Genomic DNA, 16,836 nt, shown 5'->3' with positions numbered 1-16,836 from the left:
TAGTTGTTGTGCTGGACTGTTTTTTACCCAAGGCCTTTCGTTTGAGCAGCTTATCCATTACCTCTTCAGAATCTATCGCAAGTAACCCTTTGTCCTTGTATTTGGCGCGTTTGGCACCTTCCAGCCAACTCACCATGCGGTACGTTTTACAAGATGCCGCCGATCGCCTCGGCTTTGAAGACATGAATGTCGAGGACATTCCCTGGCATGCCCTGCAACCCGAGGATGTTGTCGCGTTAGTCGCGGCATTGCGCGCCGATAACTATGCCCCCAACACCTCTTCACTCTATGTAAACGCCATTCGTGGCGTCATGAACGAAGCCTGGCGCATGAGCCTGATCAGCCAGGATCACCTGTTGAAGATGCGCTCGGTCAAGGGCATTGCCGGTACGCGGCTGTCTCAGGGGCGCAACCTGAAGCGCACGCTGATTCATGAATTGATGGAAGTCTGCGCGGCCGATCCGCGTCCGCAGGGGCTGCGTGATGCGGCGGTGATTGCACTGTTGTATGGCACCGGCATGCGTAAATCCGAGTCGGTGGATCTGGACCTGAACCAGGTGGACTTCACTGAACGCAGCTTGTGTGTCACCGCCAAGGGCAACAAACAACTGATCAAGTACGCACCGGCCTGGGCGTTCGCGAAGCTCAATGCCTGGCTGGAGTTTCGCCGTTCAGAACTCAAGGAAGGCGAGAGCGACGATACGTTTCTGTTCAACCGCATCCGCCGGGGCAGCCACATCACCCGGGAGCGCATCACCAAGCACGCAATCTATTACATCGCCCGTCAGCGCGGCACTCAGGTCGGGGTGAAGATCATGCCCCACGATTTCCGGCGTTCGTTCATCACCCGGGTGATCGAAGAGCACGATCTGTCGATCGCCCAGAAACTCGCGCACCACAGCAATATCCAGACGACCGCCAACTATGACGTGCGCGACGACAATGAACGGCGTCGCGCCGTGGATCGTTTCGACCTGTAGTCGAGTGTTACGACGCGGCGAAGACGTGCGCCGCCCCTAGAATCGACAGTTGTACCGCGCTGCCGGCCGGCGGCGCGTGCATCCCGGTGCTGCGTACCAGCAGCGAACGACCGGAATCTTCATTGGCTGCGGCACGCAACTCGACCGTCAGGGTGCAGGTGTTGCCGCCGAAATCGCGTTCGGTGACCACGGCATTGCAGCCCTCCGAGTCGGCGGGAAGGTCGGACAGCTGAAGCTGTTCCGGGCGCAGCATGATCTGTGCGGGACCGGAGAAACCGTTGCTGTTCACCGCGATCCGCCCAAGATCGCAATGGGCCCAACCGGCCTCGATCTGCGCCGGCATGACCACTGCTTCGCCGAGAAACCGTGCGGTCTGCTCGTCGTCCGGATAGCGGTAGAGGTCCATCGGATGACCTGACTGCACCAGTCGCCCGTCACGCATGACGGCTAACTGATCGGCAAACGACAAGGCTTCTCCCTGATCGTGGGTGACCAGAATCGTCGTTACGCCGCTCTCTTCGAGCAGACGGGCGACCATTTTGCGCATGGCACCGCGCAGGCCGGTATCGAGGGCGGAAAAGGGTTCATCCAGCAGCATCAGGCGTGGTTGCTGGGCCAATGCCCGGGCGAGCGACACCCGTTGCTGCTGGCCGCCGGATAATTCATGGGGCCAGCGGCTGGCCATGTTGGCGTTCAGGGCCACGCTGTCCATCAACGCCTGGATGCGTTCGGTTCTGGCGCTGCCGGTTTCGCTCAGTCCGAAGCCGATATTGTCGGCCACGGTCATGTGCGGAAACAGCGCACCGTCCTGCGGAACATAGCCAATCTGGCGCTGGTAGGCAGGCACGGCGTGGGTGCTGTCGACGAGCGTCTGGCCGTTGAGCGTCAGGCTGCCGGCATCGGGAAATTCGAACCCGGCGATCATCCGCAGCAGCGTGGTCTTGCCGGAGCCAGACGGGCCGACGATCACGGTGCGACTGCCGGTCGGAACGGACAGGTTGATGGTGTCCAGCGCGGTTTGCGCGCCGAAGGATTTACTGAGATTGATGATGTCGAGAGCGTTCATCGGCCGGCACTGCGCCTGGATTGGTGATAGAGGATGGCCGTGAGCGGCAGCGAAAGCACCACCATCAGCAGCGCGTAAGGTGCTGCGGCGGCGTAGTCGATTTCGCTGGTCATGGCCCAGAAACCGGTGGCCAGGGTGCGCGTGCCGTTGGGCGCGAGCAACAGGGTTGCGGTCAATTCATTGGTGATCGCCAGGAACACCAGCGCTGCACCCGCCGCCGCACCGGGCGCGGCCAGGCGCAGGGTGATCAGCCACAAGGCACGCAGCGGCGAGCGGCCGAGGCTTTGCGCGATGTTTTCCAGCTCCACGGGTGCCTGGGCGAAACCGGCACGCAGGCTGACCAGCGCCCGCGGCAGGAACATCAACAGGTACGCCAGCAGCACGGTGATGGTGGTCTGATAGATCGGCCGGGCGAAGTGGATCGTCACGGTGACCAGTGCCAGCGCCACGACAATTCCCGGCAGGGAACTGGTGATGTAGTTGCAGCCTTCCAGCACACGTTGCAGTTTGCCGGGCGCGCGGATCGACAGCCAGGCAATCGGGATCGCCGCCAGACTGGTCAACAGCGCACCGGCCACGCCGAACGACAGGGTCTGAAGCAAGGCCGGCAACAATTCTTCGCCTTGCCAGACTTCAGCGCCGCCAGCGATCAACCACCTGCCCAGCGTCAGCATCGGGACACCAAGGGCCAGCAGGCAGGTCAGGGTTTGCAGACACAGACCCAGAGCTGCGATGCCGGGTTTGAGACGCACGGTCTTTTGTTCCCGGGCGCTGCCGGAACCGACCCGGGCATAACGCGCATGGCCACGAGCGGCAGATTCCACGGTCAGCATCGCCAGGCAGCAAAGCGCCAGAACGCTGGCGAGCATGTTGGCGGCCGGGCCGTTAAAAGTGGATTTGAACTGATCGAAAATGGCCGTGGTGAAGGTGTCGAAGCGGATCATTGCGTACAGGCCATATTCGGCCAGCAAGTGCAGGCCCACCAAAAGCGCACCACCACAGATCGCCAGCCGCAATTGCGGCAGTACCACCCGGAAGAACACGGCCCACGGTTTCAGGCCGAGGGATTCGGCCACGTCTTCAATCGCCGGGTCGAGACGACGCAACGTCGCCGCAATCGGCAAATAAAGGAACGGAAAGTAAGCGATCACAGACACCAGCACGCCGGCCGGCAGTCCATTGATCGACGGAACCAGACTGACCCATGCATAACTGTGCACGAACGCCGGCACCGCCAGCGGCGCAACCGCCAGTACTGACCACAATCGGCGACCGGGCAGATTGGTGCGCTCGGTCAGCCACGCCAGGGTCGTGCCCAGCACAATGCAGATCGGCAGGGTGATCAACACCAGCATCACGGTGTTGATCAGCAATTCGGCCACCCGAGGGCGGAAGATCAAGGTTTCGATGGTCGCCCAGCCGGTGTACCACGACACGCCGGCCACAAAGCCGATCGGCAGTAACGACAGCAATGAAACACCGATCGCCAGTACGACCACCCAAGGGCTCCCGCGCCCGTTGAGGGCGCGGGTCCTGCGTGAAAGATTGGCGGAGGGCGCCGCAGCGATCCCCGCCGGCAGAGTTTCAGGCATCAATTAAAGCAGTCCCGCCTGAGTCATCAGTTCGACGGCTTTCTTGCTGTCGAGCTTCGATGCGTCGACTTTCGGTGCGTCCAGATCCTTCAACGGCACCAGTTTCGGGTTGGACGCCGAGTCCTTGCCCACGGCGTACTCGAAGGAATTGCCGGTGCGCAGCACTTCCTGGCCTTGCTTGCCGGTGATGTACTGGAGGAATTTCTGTGCTTCTTCCTGGTGTTTGCTGGACTTCAGCACGCCACCACCGGAGATGCTCACGAACGCGCCCGGATCCTGATGCTTGAAGTAGTGCAGGGCGGTGTTCTTGCTGTTTTCGCCGGTCTTGGACTGATCGACGAAAGCGTAATAGTGATAGATCACGCCGCTGTCGACCTGGCCGGCGTTCACCGCTTTGAGCACGGAGCTGTTGCCACGGTAGGCGGTGAAGTTGGCTTTCATGCCCTTGAGCCATTCCAGGGTGGCGGCTTCGCCTTTCTGTTCCAGCACGGCGGCGACGATGGCCTGGAAGTCGGCACCGGCAGGGGACGCAGCCCAGCGGCCTTTCCACGCCGGGGTCGCCAGATCCATCAGGGATTTCGGCAGATCTTTTTCCGGCAGCTTGGCCGGGTTGTAGACAAAGACTGTCGAGCGAGCAGCGATGCCGACCCACTGGCCATGGGCCGGGCGATAGGCCGAGCCCACCTGTTCAAGAGTGGCCGGAGCTACAGGGGCGAACAGCTTTGCATTGTCCACCAGCACCATGGCCGGGGAGTTTTCCGTCAGAAACACGTCCGCTGGAGAGGCTGCGCCTTCCTGCACCAGCTGGTTGCCCATTTCCGTGTCGTCGCCGTTGCGGATCGTGACCGGGATCCCGGTTTCCTCGGTGAAGCCGGCGACCCAGGCCTTGGTCAGGGTTTCATGCTGGGCGTTGTAGACCACGATGCCGACGGAGTCGGCCGCAAACACCTGACCGGCTGCGAGCAGCGCGGTTGCCAGAGTTGCGTGCTTGAGAAAGGACGGAAGGGATGGACTCATGACGGAGCAGCTCCTGTTTTTTAGACGTTATGGGCAAGCATTCGCCGAAAAACTTCAATGCGAATGATTTGCATATGTTGGCTGGCTGGCAATGTAGAGAGGCAAATGAGAAAAAAACGTCAAACAAACCGTTAATACATGTCATTGCCATTCAGGTTAGCAGTCACTGGGCGGGGACGCCGGGCGAACCCGGCGTTGTCTTTCAGGAGCCTTGGGGCAGGTAGGCGACGCTTTGATCCTCGCGGCCATGGAACACTTGTTCGCCGCGGGTCGGGGTGGTCGTGATGACTTGATGGTCCTGACCGAGCCTGGAGAGCGGCACGGGTTCGCCGGTGCGGTACTGGGCGACGAAGATCGTACGCTTCGGATCCCAGTGCTTGCCGCTGGTGCGTTCCAGCCATTCGAACATCGCGGCAGCATCGCCGTCGCGAGGGAAGTCGCGGGTTTCCGGCACGTAGTAGAACGGTTCGCCACCGGTCTGCAGGTACATCGGAACCTTGTTGTCCACCTCGACCATGACGAAGTGCCATTGGCTCAACGGCGCACGCTGGCTGGCTTGCAGGCGCACGGTTTCGCCGAACTGGATCGCGCCGCCACCGCTGTTGGTCCAGGGGTAGAGCACGCCGAGAATCCCCAGCAGCAATACCGTGGTCACGGCAAAACCGATTTTCAGTCCGCGCCCGCCAAACGGGCTCTCGGCGTTGCGCGCAGCCATGCGCCGGGTGATCCACCAGGCCCCGAGCAGTTGCGCGAACGGCACCAGTGGCAGCACGTAATAACTGCGCCGACTGCCGCTGGCGGTGAAGAACAGCATCAACAACCCGAGACCCTGAATCAGCCAGCGGGTATCCGGTTCGATGTGTTTCCAGTTCTTCGCCGCGACCCACAGGGCAATGATCCAGCACGGTGCCCAGGGCAGGGTGTAAATCGGCAGGTACAGCAAATAGGTGTAGATCGGGCCGATGTTGTCGAACGGCTGAAAAAACCGCACGACGTTTTCCCGCAACACCAGCCCCAGCCCGCTTTCCCCGTAGTTCGGCGCGCCGTAGAGGTGGGACAGCAGGAACGGCGTCATGTAGAACGCCCCGGCAATCACCAGCGCCGCGAGCAGGCGCAGGTTCAGATGGCGTTTCCAGCGGCCCTCACTCAGCAGGTGCGGCAGCAAAACCAGCCCCGGCAGGATGAAACCGATCAGGCCTTTGAACAACGACGTCAGGGACAGCAGGACGCAGAACACCAGGTAACGCGAAAACCGCGTGTCGTCCGGCCCGCGCCAGTACCACCAGACCGCCGCCAGCACACCGCAAACCGTCAGGATGTCGGCAGTGGCGACCCGCGCCCAGAACACGAAATAGAAGGTGGTCGCCAGCATCCAGCCGGCGATCAGCCCCGTGCCTTTGCGAAACAACTGCTCGCCCAGCAGATACACCAGCCAGACACTGAGCCATGCCGACACCACCGAAGACAGGCGCAGCGACCAGTGATCGAGACTGCCGGTCAACCAGGCGGTCGCGGTGATCAGCCAGTACGACAACAGCGGCTTGTCGTAGTAGGGATCACCCTTGAGGTACGGGTCGAAGTAATCACCGCTTTGCATCATCTGCAGCGCGATGTTGGCCCAGCGGGTTTCCGCACCCCAAAGTTCGCGACTGCCCAGACCGAGCAGCAACATTAGGGCGCTGGCGGCCAGCAGGAGCAGCAGGGCGCCCCGGTCGTTATTGCGCAAGGTCATGGCTGGCGCTGCGGAAAGATGAAGATTTGCAGATTGCCGCGACGATAATGCTTGCCGTCGACCGGCAGCAATTCGACTTCCTGCTCTTCCTGGGTACTGTTGACGCGCAAGACCACACCGACCGCGCCTTTCTTCCGCGCTTCGGTCATCCACTGGCCGACGCCGTCCATGGTGACTTTACGTGCTTCCATGGCCGGGTCTTCGAGGCCGTATTTCAGTTCACCGATGGTGTTGAACAGGTCCACCTGCGGACGCTTCAGACGCCATGCCAACGCGGAAGCCGCACCCAGATCGTTGCTCAGCAGCGACGCGGTTTCACTCAGTTCCTGTTGATGCTCGGCAATGAACTGGTCGGGCATCTTGCTGTTGACGATCTGCCCCGGCATGGCCGCCGGCAACAACGCCACCAGCAGGCCGATGCCCAGCGCCGGCATGGCCCACAGCGTCAGCGGACGCAGCACTTGCAGGGCGTTGGCGATGATCCAGCCCACCAGCACGATATAGGCCAGCGACAGGCTGAACATCTCGGTGTTTTCGTAGATTTCCTTGGTTGCCTGCAGATAAAGCAGTGCCACCAGCGCCGAACTGGCGATGACGGTGTTGATCACACCATTCAGGCGCAGGACGCGGCCACTGTGCTGATCCAGCCAGTTGACCACGGTCTGGCCCATCAACAGGGCGATCGGCAGCAGGCACGGCATGATGTAGGTCGGCAGCTTGCCGCTGCTCAGGCTGAAAAACGCCAGTGGCAACAGGAACCACAACGCCAGGTAGGCGGTTTTGGCTTCACGCTTTTCGCGCCAGGTGCGCAGTAGCGTCGAAGGCAGCAGAACGGCCCACGGCAGGGTGGAGGCAAACAGCAGCGGCAGGTAGAACCACCATGGACGGGCGTGCTGCGCGGCATCGCCGGCGGCAAAGCGACGGATGTGTTCGTGCCAGAAGAAGAATCGCCAGAAATCAGGTTCCCGGTAATGAACCGCCAAGACCCACGGCAGGCTGATCAGCACGCAAACCACCACGGCAACCAAGCCGTAACGCACCAGTTCGCCGAAGCGGCGTTGCCAGATCATGTAGGGCAGGGCGATCAGCACCGGCAACAATAAAGCCAGGAATCCTTTGGTCATCAGGCCCATGCCGCACGCGACACCGAGCAGCGCCCAGCCGCCGAGTCGGGCGCGAGGGGGCTGGCTGTCGATGGCAAACCACACGGCGACCATGCTCAGGTTGACCCACAAGGTGAACTGCGGATCGAGGTTGGCGTAGCCGGCCTGGCCGGCAATCAGCCCGAAGCTCATATAAAGAAGGGCACTGGCAACGCTGATGCGCGGGTTGTTCCACAGCCGGCGGGCCATGAGGTAAGTCAGCCAGACGCTGACGCCGGTACTCAGGGCCGAAGCGATGCGTACGCCGAACAGGTTTTCACCGAAGATCGCCTGGCCGATCGCAATCATCCAGTAGCCGGCAATCGGTTTTTCGAAATAGCGGATACCCATGAAATGTGGCGCGACCCAGTTGCCGCTGAGCAGCATTTCCTGGCTGATCTGGCCGTAGCGGGTTTCATCGGGGATCCACAGGCCGTGGGTCATCAGCGGCAACAGATAAAACACCACAAAAGCCAGAATCAGGCCGGGAATGGCCCAGCGCTCGAAAGTCGTGGTGGGAGAGAAATGACGGGCAGCGTGTCGCAGCGGGTTGTTTTCAGACGTCATGACAAAGCCTTGGTGCCAAACGAAGTTCTTGTGTCGATGGCCTGCCCGGCGCGTTCCTGAGCGGGCGGGTCATCGTGTTGAATGAATGCAGGTGTGCGATCGGGGGACGGGCGTTTCCTGTATCCAGAGAGCTGCCGAACCTCCAGGCCGGAGTTCTCGCACTATAGCCAAGCTTAAAAAAAACCGTTGTCCAGTAAATCGGGGGCAGATACATCTTTCATTACAAATTAATGAAGTCCGTTCCTGATTAGTTGAAAAAAGTGCAACCTTGTCGGTCCGCCCCAACTAAAGCATTAATGACTATTGAGTTGAGACCAGGCATCGGCATTCATGATGCCCAATACTTTAAGTTGGCCTTTGTCATCAATGCGTGCAAACAGGGTACTACCGTATTCGGCGGCGACGGCGTGAGGAAAACCGGTCTGTTTTTCGAAATCGCTGATGCATCCGCTGTGGGTGACCAGCACCAGATTGTGCTTGGCAACCTTGTGCGCCACGACGTCGTTGCGCAGAGAAGAACCGCAGGACTCGAGCCAGATCTGGGCCGTGGCGTCCTGACCGAACATGGCACGCGCGGTCTGCACGGTACGGGTCAACGGGCTGGTGAACACCTGCGCCTGCTGCATGCCCAGACCCGCGAAGCCTTTGCCTACAAGCGCTGCAGAGTCGTTGCCGGCCTGGGTGATGCCGTCGGCCGGGCCCAGGCAGAGGTTGTCGGAACGGTCGCAACGTTCGGCATGACGCACCAGTGCAACCACTTCGCCAGCCTGCCAGGCCTGGGTCCAGTCAGCCCGGGCAGCCTTGCCGGCGTTGCCCAGATCGACGGGCGAGCGGGTCACCCAGACGAAGCCGCTGACCAGTCCGATCGCGACCACTACACCGATGCCGGTCAACAGTTTTCCAAGTCCAAGCGTGCGGCGCTGTTTATATGTCGCTGTTAATTGCATCTGTCGCTCCACGGCATGCCCCTTGACGTCGCAGGCGAGTTGGGCCGGCGATTTAACCAACTTTTATAGTTATGTACTTGAATAATGGCTGAACATTACGTTCATGCACGTCGGGGGGCGGTGAAGAACATGTGAAAATTTCGCGAGAGTCGATAAAACCCAACTAATCCGGTGTTTGATAACCAGACTCAAATACCCTTTTTTACCGGCCAGTCTTAACAAATGTTTATGTTTGCGGTGAAGCTGCGCAGGTTCGGTCAATGTCGCTGTTTTTGACCGTGAAGTCTGAATTCAGCAGTGGAGTCATCGACCCGAATGGATCTCAAGCAAAGCCTGACGAAACGGATCGTCATCGTGTTCGCTTTGATGAGCGCTCTCGTCGCCGGGGTGTTTGCGCTGGGCATTGTCGCCGCCGTGCACGTCGTCGAGCACCGGCTGGCCACCAGCACCTTGAGCGGCGGTCTGCATCGCCTGCTGGCCATGGAGGACATCAATCGCTGGAGCCATCAGCCGGAAAAGAGCGAGTTGTTTTTCTTCGAAGGCGGCCCCGGCCCGATGGCGCTCATTCCTTCACTGGCGGCACTGGCTCCCGGTTTTCAGGAAATCAGTTTCGATGGCGATGACTTCTTTGCCATGGTCGAGGTGGTCGGTGGACGCAAATATGTGTTGTTGCGCGATCAGGAAAGCCTCGAGCAGCGCGAGCGACTGTTGTTCATCGTCGTCACCGTCGGTTTTGTCCTGAGTGTTCTGCTGGCGCTCGTGCTTGGTCGGTTGCTGGCACGCCGGGTCATGGCACCAGTAATTCGTCTGGCGCGTCAGGTGCGCCATCGCGATCAGCTGCTGGTGCTGGCGCCTCCGCTGCACCCGGACTATGCGGCAGATGAAGTGGGGGAACTGGCGTTGTCGTTCGATCAGACCCTGGGCCGTCTGCGCGAAACCCTGAGCCGCGAAAAACTGTTCACCAGCGATGTCAGCCATGAATTGCGTACGCCATTGATGGTGCTTTGCGGCTCTTGCGAGTTGTTGCTTGCCAATCCGTCGCTCGATGCCCGTTCAACCGCACAGGTCAATCGCATCGCCCGGGCCAGCCACGAAATGCGCCAACTGGTGGATACCTTCTTGATGCTGGCTCGCGCCGAGGACGATACCGGCAGCGATATCTGCGTCACGCTCAAGGACGTCGCGGATGCCCAGAGCGAGATCTGGGGCCGACTGATTCGTGAAAAGGGCCTGGAGTTTTTCTACGAGGTGGAGCAGCCGTGCATGGAACGCTTCAACCTGACGTTCCTGCAATCGGTCATGGGCAACCTGTTGCGCAATGCCTGGCACTACACCGATCACGGGTTCGTCCGGTTGACCCTGACCGGCAACGGTTTTGTGGTGGAAGACAGTGGCATTGGCATCCCGGAGGAACAGCGTCAGGCGGTGTTCCAGCCGTTCGTGCGTGGTGATGAGGGCCGTGGCGAAGGCCTTGGCCTGGGGTTGTCGCTGGTGCAGCGGATCTGCAAGCGCCAGCATTGGCGGGTGCAGTTGAGCAGCGGCCAGTCCAGCGGCAGCCGCTTCAGCGTGGAATTGAAACCGGCGGCTCAGGACGGCGGGCAGCTGCGCGCATTGCCGGCGGCCTGACGGATCAGCTCGGCGAGGCGTTTGACGTTGTTCTGCTGAGCGTTCACCAGATCGTCGATGCTCGATCCGGAAGGCGTCTGCAGAATCGAGCGGCAGGTGAGCAGACCGCTGTCGCCCGCATCGACCGGACGCAGGCGCCATTTCACGTCCATCAATCCGTATTGCCCGGGAACCGAATCGAAACGCTGCACATCGATGCGCACCGACGTTTTGCGCGCAACGCCAGCGTTGCTCAACTGATCCACCAGCGCACTGCGCAGCTCGTCACCGAGGCTCGCGCCCCACCATTGGGTTTCCAGAATCGCCAGGCCGCTGTTGCCCTGGCGGATGACGATTTGCGGGCGGTCGACCTGGGGCGGCACGCTGATGCTTTCAATCGCGATGTCCTGTCCCGATCGGCCAGGCATCGGCTGTGCCGGGGTCAGGGTGTGGAAGCTGATCGGGTCGCTGCGACACGCACCCAACAGCAGGCACGCGGCGAGCACGGTGAACTTCAGCGGTAAAGCCATGGCAAAGCTCCTGTGCTCAATTGCGCGGCGGTCCTTTGAGATCCAGTGGCGCAGCGTTGTCGGGGCGACCACGAATCAGCGATTCCGGATGGCGACCGAGGTAATCCGACAGTTCACGCAGCGAACGCGACATGCGCCCGAGTTCGTCGAGGGTCTGGGTGAGTTTTTCTCGCTGCGGCGAATCTTCGGCCAGGGTCGAATTCGCCGATTGCAGCGTTTTGCTGACGTCGGCCAGAGTGTTTTGCACACTGGGCAGCGTCTTGGCATTGAACTGGGTCAGGCTTTTGCGCAGCTCGACGAGGTTGCCGTCGAGATTGCCGGCAATGCGCTCCACCGGCAGTTTGTTGAGCTTGTCGACCATCGCCTCGAGTTTTTCCTGCAACTGTTCGAGGCTGCCGGGAATGGTCGGAATGACGATCGGACGCGCCGTCGGGTCAAACGCAACTTTTTCGGCTTTCGGGAAAAAGTCCAAAGCGATGTACAGCTGGCCTGTAAGCAGGTTGCCGCTGCGGGCCTGGGCGCGCAGTCCGTTGTCGACGAAGGTGCCGATCAGGCGCACGGCGGCGGCTTCGTCTTCCGGGTTGTGGTTGAGCACCTTGAGCATCTTTTCGTGGGCCCGTCCGAGGCGTTGCGGGTAGATCACGATGCCGACGTTGACCGGGAAGCTGCGTTTCTTCTCGTCATAGTCCAAGTTGATGCTCACCACGCGGCCGATTTCCATGCCGAGGAATTCGACCGGCGCATCGACCTTGAGACCGCGCATGGCCTGATCGAAACGCAGGCTCAGGTACTGCGGTTTGCCGGCGGGCGGGGCGAGGGCGGTTTGCTGGTCGTCGAACAGGTCGAAGGTTTTTTCATCCGCTGCTGCCACATCGTTGGGGCTGTAGTCCGGCGCGCGGAAGGCAATGCCACCGACCAGCAAGGTCGAGAGCGATTCGGTCTTCACCGCAAAACCATTGGCGCCGACGTTCACGTCGATACCGCTGGCGTTCCAGAACCGGGTGTTTTCGGTGACGAAGGCATCGTTTGGCGCGTGGATGAACACTTCGATATTGACCCCTTTACCATCGGGATCGAGCGCGTAAGCCACGACCTGGCCAACCGGAATCTTGCGGTAATAAACCGGGGAACCGATGTCCAGCGAGCCGAGATCCGAGGAATGCAGGTTGAAACGTCTGCCCGGTTCGCCATAGGTGATCGGCGGCGGGTTTTCCAGGCCATTGAAATTTTTGGCGCGTGAATCTGACTGGCCGATGTCGGCACCGATGTAGTCACCGGACAGCAGCGTATCGATGCCCGACACGCCGCCGGCGCCGATACGTGGGCGTACCACCCAGAATTTGGAGTCTTCGCGGGTAAAGGTTTCGGCCTGCTTGGCCAGTTTGATCGTGGCGTTGACGCTCTTCTGGTCGTCGGCCAGCTCGACGTCCGAGACCTGGCCCACCACCACGTTGCGGTATTTGACTTCGGTCTTGTTGGCGGTCAGACCGCTGCCGGTCTTGAAGGTGACGACGATGGTCGGGCCTTCCTGCATCAGGTTGTGCACCACCAGCGAAATGCCCACCAGTACCGCGACGATCGGCACGATCCATACCAGCGAAATGCTGAAGCGCCGGGTCTTGACCGGTGCCTGGCCGGGTGCTCGCGGTTGATCGGCGGCTGACGACTCCATCCATGACCTCCAGAGTGTGTTGGGCACTGAGCGTCAGGAACGCAAAAGCACTTCATCAATATAGAAGTGCTTTGCGATAGAGCAAATCGGCGAGCCTCAGCCCAGCATTTCCCGCAGGCGATACCAGAACATGCCCAGTGCCAGCAGCGGCGAGCGCAACGCCGGGCCGCCGGGGAAGGTCATGTGCGGTACGCCGCTGAACACGTCCATGCCCTGACTGTGGCCGGCATGAATCGCTTCGCCCAACAGTTTGGCGCACCAGTGGGTGACGTTCAGGCCATGGCCGGAGTAACCCTGGGCGTAGAACACGTTCGGGTGCTGCTTGAGCCGCCCGACCTGCGGGAAGCGATTGGCGGTGATGCCGATCTTGCCGCCCCACTGAAACTCGATACCCACGTCCGCCAGTTGCGGGAACACCTTGAGCATCTTCGGTCGCATGTAGGCAGCGATGTCCGCCGGATCCCGCCCGGAATAATGGCAGGCACCGCCGAACAGCAGGCGCCGGTCCGTCGAGAGCCGGTAATAGTCGAGGCCGACTTTCTGGTCGCAGAGCGCCAGGTTCTGCGGGATCAGTTCGGCGGCGCGCTCTTTGGACAGAGTCTCGGTGGCGATGATGTAGCTGCCCGCCGGCAGGACTTTACCGCTGAGCTGTTGCTCAAGCTCATCCAGATGCGCGTTGCAACCGAGCACCAGACTGCCGGCGCGCACCGTGCCTGAAGCGCAGCGCACTTTTACTGTCGCACCGTGGATGATTTCCAGCACCGGGCTCTGCTCGAAAATCCGCACCCCGAGAGATGCCGCCAGACGTGCTTCGCCCTGCACCAGATCGAGCGGGTGCAGATGGCCCGAGCCCATGTCGATCAGGCCTCCTTTATAGACACCCGAATTGACGACTTGCCGACGCATGTCTTCAGGGCCGACCAGTCGCGTTGCATGGGCATAACCCGAAGCCGCGAGACTCTCCTGTTCTGCCTTGAACGCCTCGAACTGCGCCGGGGTGTTGGCCAGTTCGCAGAAGCCCCAGCGCAGGTCGCACTCGATGGCGTGGTCTTCGATGCGTCGGCGCACCAGCTCCACCGAGTCGACGCCGGCCTGTTGCAGGTAGCGCACGCCTTCCGTGCCGACATGACGGGCAAAACCCTCGACTTCATGGCCGATGCCACGGATCAACTGGCCGCCGTTGCGCCCGCTGGCGCCCCAACCGATACGCCGGCCTTCGAGCAGCACCACCGAGAGGCCGCGCTGGGCCAGCTCGATGGCGGTATTGACGCCGGTGAAGCCGCCGCCGATCACGCAGACATCGGCGATCAGGTCGGCTTCAAGCGCAGGGTATTGCGTGCTCGCCCGAGCCGAAGCGGCGTAGTAGGAGCGGGCGTGTTCCTGGGTGTACTGATTCATTTGTTCGACTTCACTTTGCTCCAGGAGCGGGTCATCAGACGCATGATCGACTGGGGCGGGGTGGTGGAAATGTAGAGTTTGTCGAGCACTTCCTGAGGCGGATACACCTCTGGATTGCTGACCAGTGCCACGTCCATGTATTGCTTGGCCGGCGGGTTCGGGTTGGCGTAGCCGACCGAGGCGCTGACCTTGGCGATCACTTGCGGGTCGAGCAGGTAATTGATGAAGGCGTGGGCTTCCTTGGTGTTGCCGGCATCGGCGGGAATCGCCAGCAGGTCGAACCAAAGGTTCGCGCCTTCCTTGGGAATCGCGTAAGCGATGTTCACGCCGTTCTTCGCTTCCTTGGCGCGGTTGGCGGCCTGGAACACGTCGCCGGAGTAACCGAAAGCCACGCAGATATCGCCGTTGGCCAGGTCCGACACGTATTTCGACGAGTGGAAGTAGGTGATGTACGGGCGGATGCTCAGCAGTTTGGCTTCGGCTTTCTTGAAGTCTTCAGGGTTTTCGCTGCGCGGGTCCATGCCCATGTAGTTGAGGACGGCCGGGAACACTTCGTCCGCCGAGTCCATCATCGACACGCCGCACTGGGTGAGTTTTTTCAGGTTCTCCGGCTCGAACAGCACCGCCCAGGAATCGATGTGGTCGACGCCCAGTACCTGTTTGACCTTGTCGACGTTGTAGCCGATGCCATTGGTGCCCCACAGGTACGGCACCGAGTGTTCGTTGCCCGGATCATTCTTTTCAAGCAGGGCTAGCAGTTTCGGGTCGAGGTTCTTCCAGTTCGGCAGTTGCGAACGATCCAGTTTGAGGAAGGCGCCAGCCTTCACCTGACGGGCGAGAAAGTGGTTGGAAGGCACGACTACGTCGTAACCGGTGCGACCGGCGAGCAGTTTGCCTTCCAGGGTTTCATTGGAGTCGAAAACGTCGTAGATCACCTTGATGCCACTGCCGGCCTGAAAGTCGGCGAGGGTGGTCGGGCCGATGTAATCGGTCCAGTTGTAGATGCTGACCTGGGGTTCGGCCTGGGCAACTGCACTGCAGGCCAGGGCCAGGGCGGCGGGGATCAGGGATTTCAACAGACGCATATCGACACCTCTTCGAGTTGGATTTTTTATGCTCGTAAAGTCGGTAGGGATCGCTCCCGGACAGTATCCGGGAGCGAGCAGGTCGCAGGCTTAAACGCTCAGCAACAGGAACTCACGCTCCCAGGAACTGATCACGCGCTTGAAGTTTTCATGCTCGGCACGTTTCACCGCCACGTAGCCACGCACGAACTTGCTGCCCAGGTACTCGGCGACGGTGTCGCACTCTTCCATCTGGGTCAGGGCCTCTTCGATGGTGATCGGCAGACGCAGGTTGCGGCGCTCATAGGCGCGGCCTTCGACGGCAGCGCTTGGCTCGATGCCCTCGACCATGCCGATGTAGCCGCACAGCAGGCTCGCGGCAATCGCCAGATACGGGTTGGCGTCAGCGCCGGGCAGACGGTTTTCCACGCGCATCGCCTCAGGCCCGGAGGTCGGAACCCGCAGACCGACAGTGCGGTTTTCTTCGCCCCATTCGACGTTGACCGGCGCCGAAGTGTCCGGCAGGAAGCGGCGGAACGAGTTCACGTTCGGTGCGAACATCGGCAGCACTTTTGGAATGAGTTTCTGCAGACCACCGATGTGATGGCGGAACAGGTCGCTCATGCTGCCGTCGGCATTGGCGAAAATTGGTTTGCCAGTGGCGATTTCCACCACGCTCTGGTGCAGGTGCATGGCGCTGCCGGGTTCATCGCCAATCGGCTTGGCCATGAAGGTTGCGGTGACGTTGTGCTTGAGTGCGGCTTCACGCAGGGTGCGCTTGAACACGGTGATCTGGTCGGCCAGATCCAGCGCGTCGCCGTGGCGGAAGTTGATTTCCATCTGCGCCGGGCCGTCTTCGTGGATCAGCGTGTCGAGATCCAGACCTTGCAGTTCGCACCAGTCGTAGACGTCTTCGAACAGTGGATCGAATTCGTTGGCGGCATCGATGGAGAACGACTGACGACCGCTTTCGGCACGACCGGAACGGCCCAGCGGCGCCTTCAACGGCAAGTCCGGGTCTTCGCAGCGCTGGGTCAGGTAGAACTCCATTTCCGGCGCGACAATCGGCTTCCAGCCCTTGTCGGTGTACAGCTGCAGGACTTTTTTCAACACGTTGCGCGGCGACAGTTCGATCGGATTGCCGAACTTGTCAAAGGTGTCGTGGATCACGATGGCCGTTGGCTCGATGGCCCATGGCACCACGTACACCGCATCGCTCACCGGTTTGCAAACCATGTCGATGTCGGCCGGGTCGAGCAGGTCGTAGTAGATGTCGTCGTCGACAAAATCCCCGGTTACCGTTTGCAGCAGCACACTTTCCGGCAGGCGCATGCCTCGCTCATGCAGGAACTTGTTGGTCGGTGCAATTTTGCCGCGGGCGATGCCGGTCAGGTCGCTGACCACGCATTCCACTTCGGTAATCTTGTGATCTTTCAGCCATGTGAACAGCTGATCGAAAGGGGCATTCATAAAGACCTCGTCGTTGGTTTTATTGACGCGGGGGAAGTGCGATTTCATCTTTCG

13 protein-coding genes are annotated in these 16,836 nt (G+C 60.8%); 2 read left to right on the top strand and 11 right to left on the bottom strand.

From position 1 onward, the window contains the following. Window positions 1-41 precede the first annotated feature (41 nt). On the top strand, window positions 42-980 hold the full coding sequence (locus R1A29_RS14530; RefSeq protein WP_346428903.1) for a site-specific integrase: 939 nt from the start codon (window positions 42-44) through the stop codon (window positions 978-980). A gap of 7 nt (window positions 981-987) precedes the next feature. Here the strand turns inward: R1A29_RS14530 and R1A29_RS14525 are convergent, their stop codons facing one another. From R1A29_RS14525 to R1A29_RS14500, 6 genes are all read right to left on the bottom strand, one after another. Continuing rightward, window positions 988-2,046, bottom strand: coding sequence for an ABC transporter ATP-binding protein (locus R1A29_RS14525; RefSeq protein ID WP_438301991.1), 1,059 nt, complete (start codon window positions 2,044-2,046; stop codon window positions 988-990). Further along, window positions 2,043-3,638, bottom strand: coding sequence for an ABC transporter permease (locus tag R1A29_RS14520; protein WP_438301990.1), 1,596 nt, complete (start codon window positions 3,636-3,638; stop codon window positions 2,043-2,045). The genes R1A29_RS14525 and R1A29_RS14520 overlap by 4 nt, the downstream gene beginning before the upstream one ends. A 3-nt stretch (window positions 3,639-3,641) precedes the next feature. Continuing rightward, on the bottom strand, window positions 3,642-4,655 hold the full coding sequence (locus R1A29_RS14515; RefSeq protein ID WP_085709962.1) for an iron ABC transporter substrate-binding protein: 1,014 nt from the start codon (window positions 4,653-4,655) through the stop codon (window positions 3,642-3,644). A gap of 202 nt (window positions 4,656-4,857) precedes the next feature. After that, entirely contained in the window at window positions 4,858-6,387 is a 1,530-nt protein-coding gene (locus tag R1A29_RS14510; RefSeq protein ID WP_438301989.1) for an ArnT family glycosyltransferase, read from the bottom strand. Further along, window positions 6,384-8,096 (bottom strand): lipid IV(A) 4-amino-4-deoxy-L-arabinosyltransferase, encoded by a 1,713-nt coding sequence (arnT, locus tag R1A29_RS14505; RefSeq protein WP_438301988.1) that lies wholly within the window; start codon window positions 8,094-8,096, stop codon window positions 6,384-6,386. The genes R1A29_RS14510 and arnT overlap by 4 nt, the downstream gene beginning before the upstream one ends. A 293-nt stretch (window positions 8,097-8,389) precedes the next feature. Continuing rightward, window positions 8,390-9,043 (bottom strand): histidine phosphatase family protein, encoded by a 654-nt coding sequence (locus tag R1A29_RS14500; RefSeq protein WP_438301987.1) that lies wholly within the window; start codon window positions 9,041-9,043, stop codon window positions 8,390-8,392. 315 nt (window positions 9,044-9,358) lie between these two features. Here R1A29_RS14500 and R1A29_RS14495 point away from each other — a divergent pair, with 315 nt between their 5' ends. Then, entirely contained in the window at window positions 9,359-10,669 is a 1,311-nt protein-coding gene (locus R1A29_RS14495; RefSeq protein WP_085709958.1) for a sensor histidine kinase, read from the top strand. On the opposite strand, the gene R1A29_RS14490 is transcribed toward R1A29_RS14495, so the two are convergent. From R1A29_RS14490 to R1A29_RS14470, 5 genes are all read right to left on the bottom strand, one after another. Beyond that, the gene (locus R1A29_RS14490) at window positions 10,630-11,178 is read right to left on the bottom strand and encodes a PqiC family protein (RefSeq protein ID WP_438301986.1); all 549 of its coding nucleotides are present in this window, start codon (window positions 11,176-11,178) and stop codon (window positions 10,630-10,632) included. The genes R1A29_RS14495 and R1A29_RS14490 overlap by 40 nt on opposite strands. A 16-nt stretch (window positions 11,179-11,194) precedes the next feature. Beyond that, a complete protein-coding gene (locus R1A29_RS14485; protein ID WP_085709956.1) occupies window positions 11,195-12,850 on the bottom strand; it encodes a PqiB family protein in 1,656 nt (551 codons plus the stop codon). 96 nt (window positions 12,851-12,946) lie between these two features. After that, on the bottom strand, window positions 12,947-14,248 hold the full coding sequence (locus R1A29_RS14480; RefSeq protein ID WP_438301985.1) for an NAD(P)/FAD-dependent oxidoreductase: 1,302 nt from the start codon (window positions 14,246-14,248) through the stop codon (window positions 12,947-12,949). Beyond that, a complete protein-coding gene (locus R1A29_RS14475; protein ID WP_438301984.1) occupies window positions 14,245-15,333 on the bottom strand; it encodes a polyamine ABC transporter substrate-binding protein in 1,089 nt (362 codons plus the stop codon). Before R1A29_RS14475 ends, R1A29_RS14480 begins: the two co-directional genes overlap by 4 nt. Window positions 15,334-15,423: 90 nt before the next feature. Then, window positions 15,424-16,782 (bottom strand): glutamine synthetase family protein, encoded by a 1,359-nt coding sequence (locus R1A29_RS14470; RefSeq protein ID WP_065257395.1) that lies wholly within the window; start codon window positions 16,780-16,782, stop codon window positions 15,424-15,426. Between the last annotated feature and the right edge of the window lie 54 nt (window positions 16,783-16,836).

Source organism: Pseudomonas sp. NMS19W (assembly GCF_051554255.1).
GTDB lineage: Bacteria > Pseudomonadota > Gammaproteobacteria > Pseudomonadales > Pseudomonadaceae > Aquipseudomonas > Aquipseudomonas kribbensis.
The sequence above is the reverse complement of the archived record's forward strand: the minus strand, read 5'-3'. Positions and strand labels throughout refer to the sequence as shown.

Excerpts from the sequence above, each read along its gene's own strand:
- R1A29_RS14525 (WP_438301991.1), bottom strand. The coding sequence starts at position 2,046 with ATGAACGCTCTCGACATCATCAATCTCAGTAAATCCTTCGGCGCGCAA.
- R1A29_RS14520 (WP_438301990.1), bottom strand. The coding sequence starts at position 3,638 with ATGCCTGAAACTCTGCCGGCGGGGATCGCTGCGGCGCCCTCCGCCAAT.
- R1A29_RS14515 (WP_085709962.1), bottom strand. The coding sequence starts at position 4,655 with ATGAGTCCATCCCTTCCGTCCTTTCTCAAGCACGCAACTCTGGCAACC.
- R1A29_RS14510 (WP_438301989.1), bottom strand. The coding sequence starts at position 6,387 with ATGACCTTGCGCAATAACGACCGGGGCGCCCTGCTGCTCCTGCTGGCC.
- arnT (WP_438301988.1), bottom strand. The coding sequence starts at position 8,096 with ATGACGTCTGAAAACAACCCGCTGCGACACGCTGCCCGTCATTTCTCT.
- R1A29_RS14500 (WP_438301987.1), bottom strand. The coding sequence starts at position 9,043 with ATGCAATTAACAGCGACATATAAACAGCGCCGCACGCTTGGACTTGGA.
- R1A29_RS14495 (WP_085709958.1), top strand. The coding sequence starts at position 9,359 with ATGGATCTCAAGCAAAGCCTGACGAAACGGATCGTCATCGTGTTCGCT.
- R1A29_RS14490 (WP_438301986.1), bottom strand. The coding sequence starts at position 11,178 with ATGGCTTTACCGCTGAAGTTCACCGTGCTCGCCGCGTGCCTGCTGTTG.
- R1A29_RS14485 (WP_085709956.1), bottom strand. The coding sequence starts at position 12,850 with ATGGAGTCGTCAGCCGCCGATCAACCGCGAGCACCCGGCCAGGCACCG.
- R1A29_RS14480 (WP_438301985.1), bottom strand. The coding sequence starts at position 14,248 with ATGAATCAGTACACCCAGGAACACGCCCGCTCCTACTACGCCGCTTCG.
- R1A29_RS14475 (WP_438301984.1), bottom strand. The coding sequence starts at position 15,333 with ATGCGTCTGTTGAAATCCCTGATCCCCGCCGCCCTGGCCCTGGCCTGC.
- R1A29_RS14470 (WP_065257395.1), bottom strand. The coding sequence starts at position 16,782 with ATGAATGCCCCTTTCGATCAGCTGTTCACATGGCTGAAAGATCACAAG.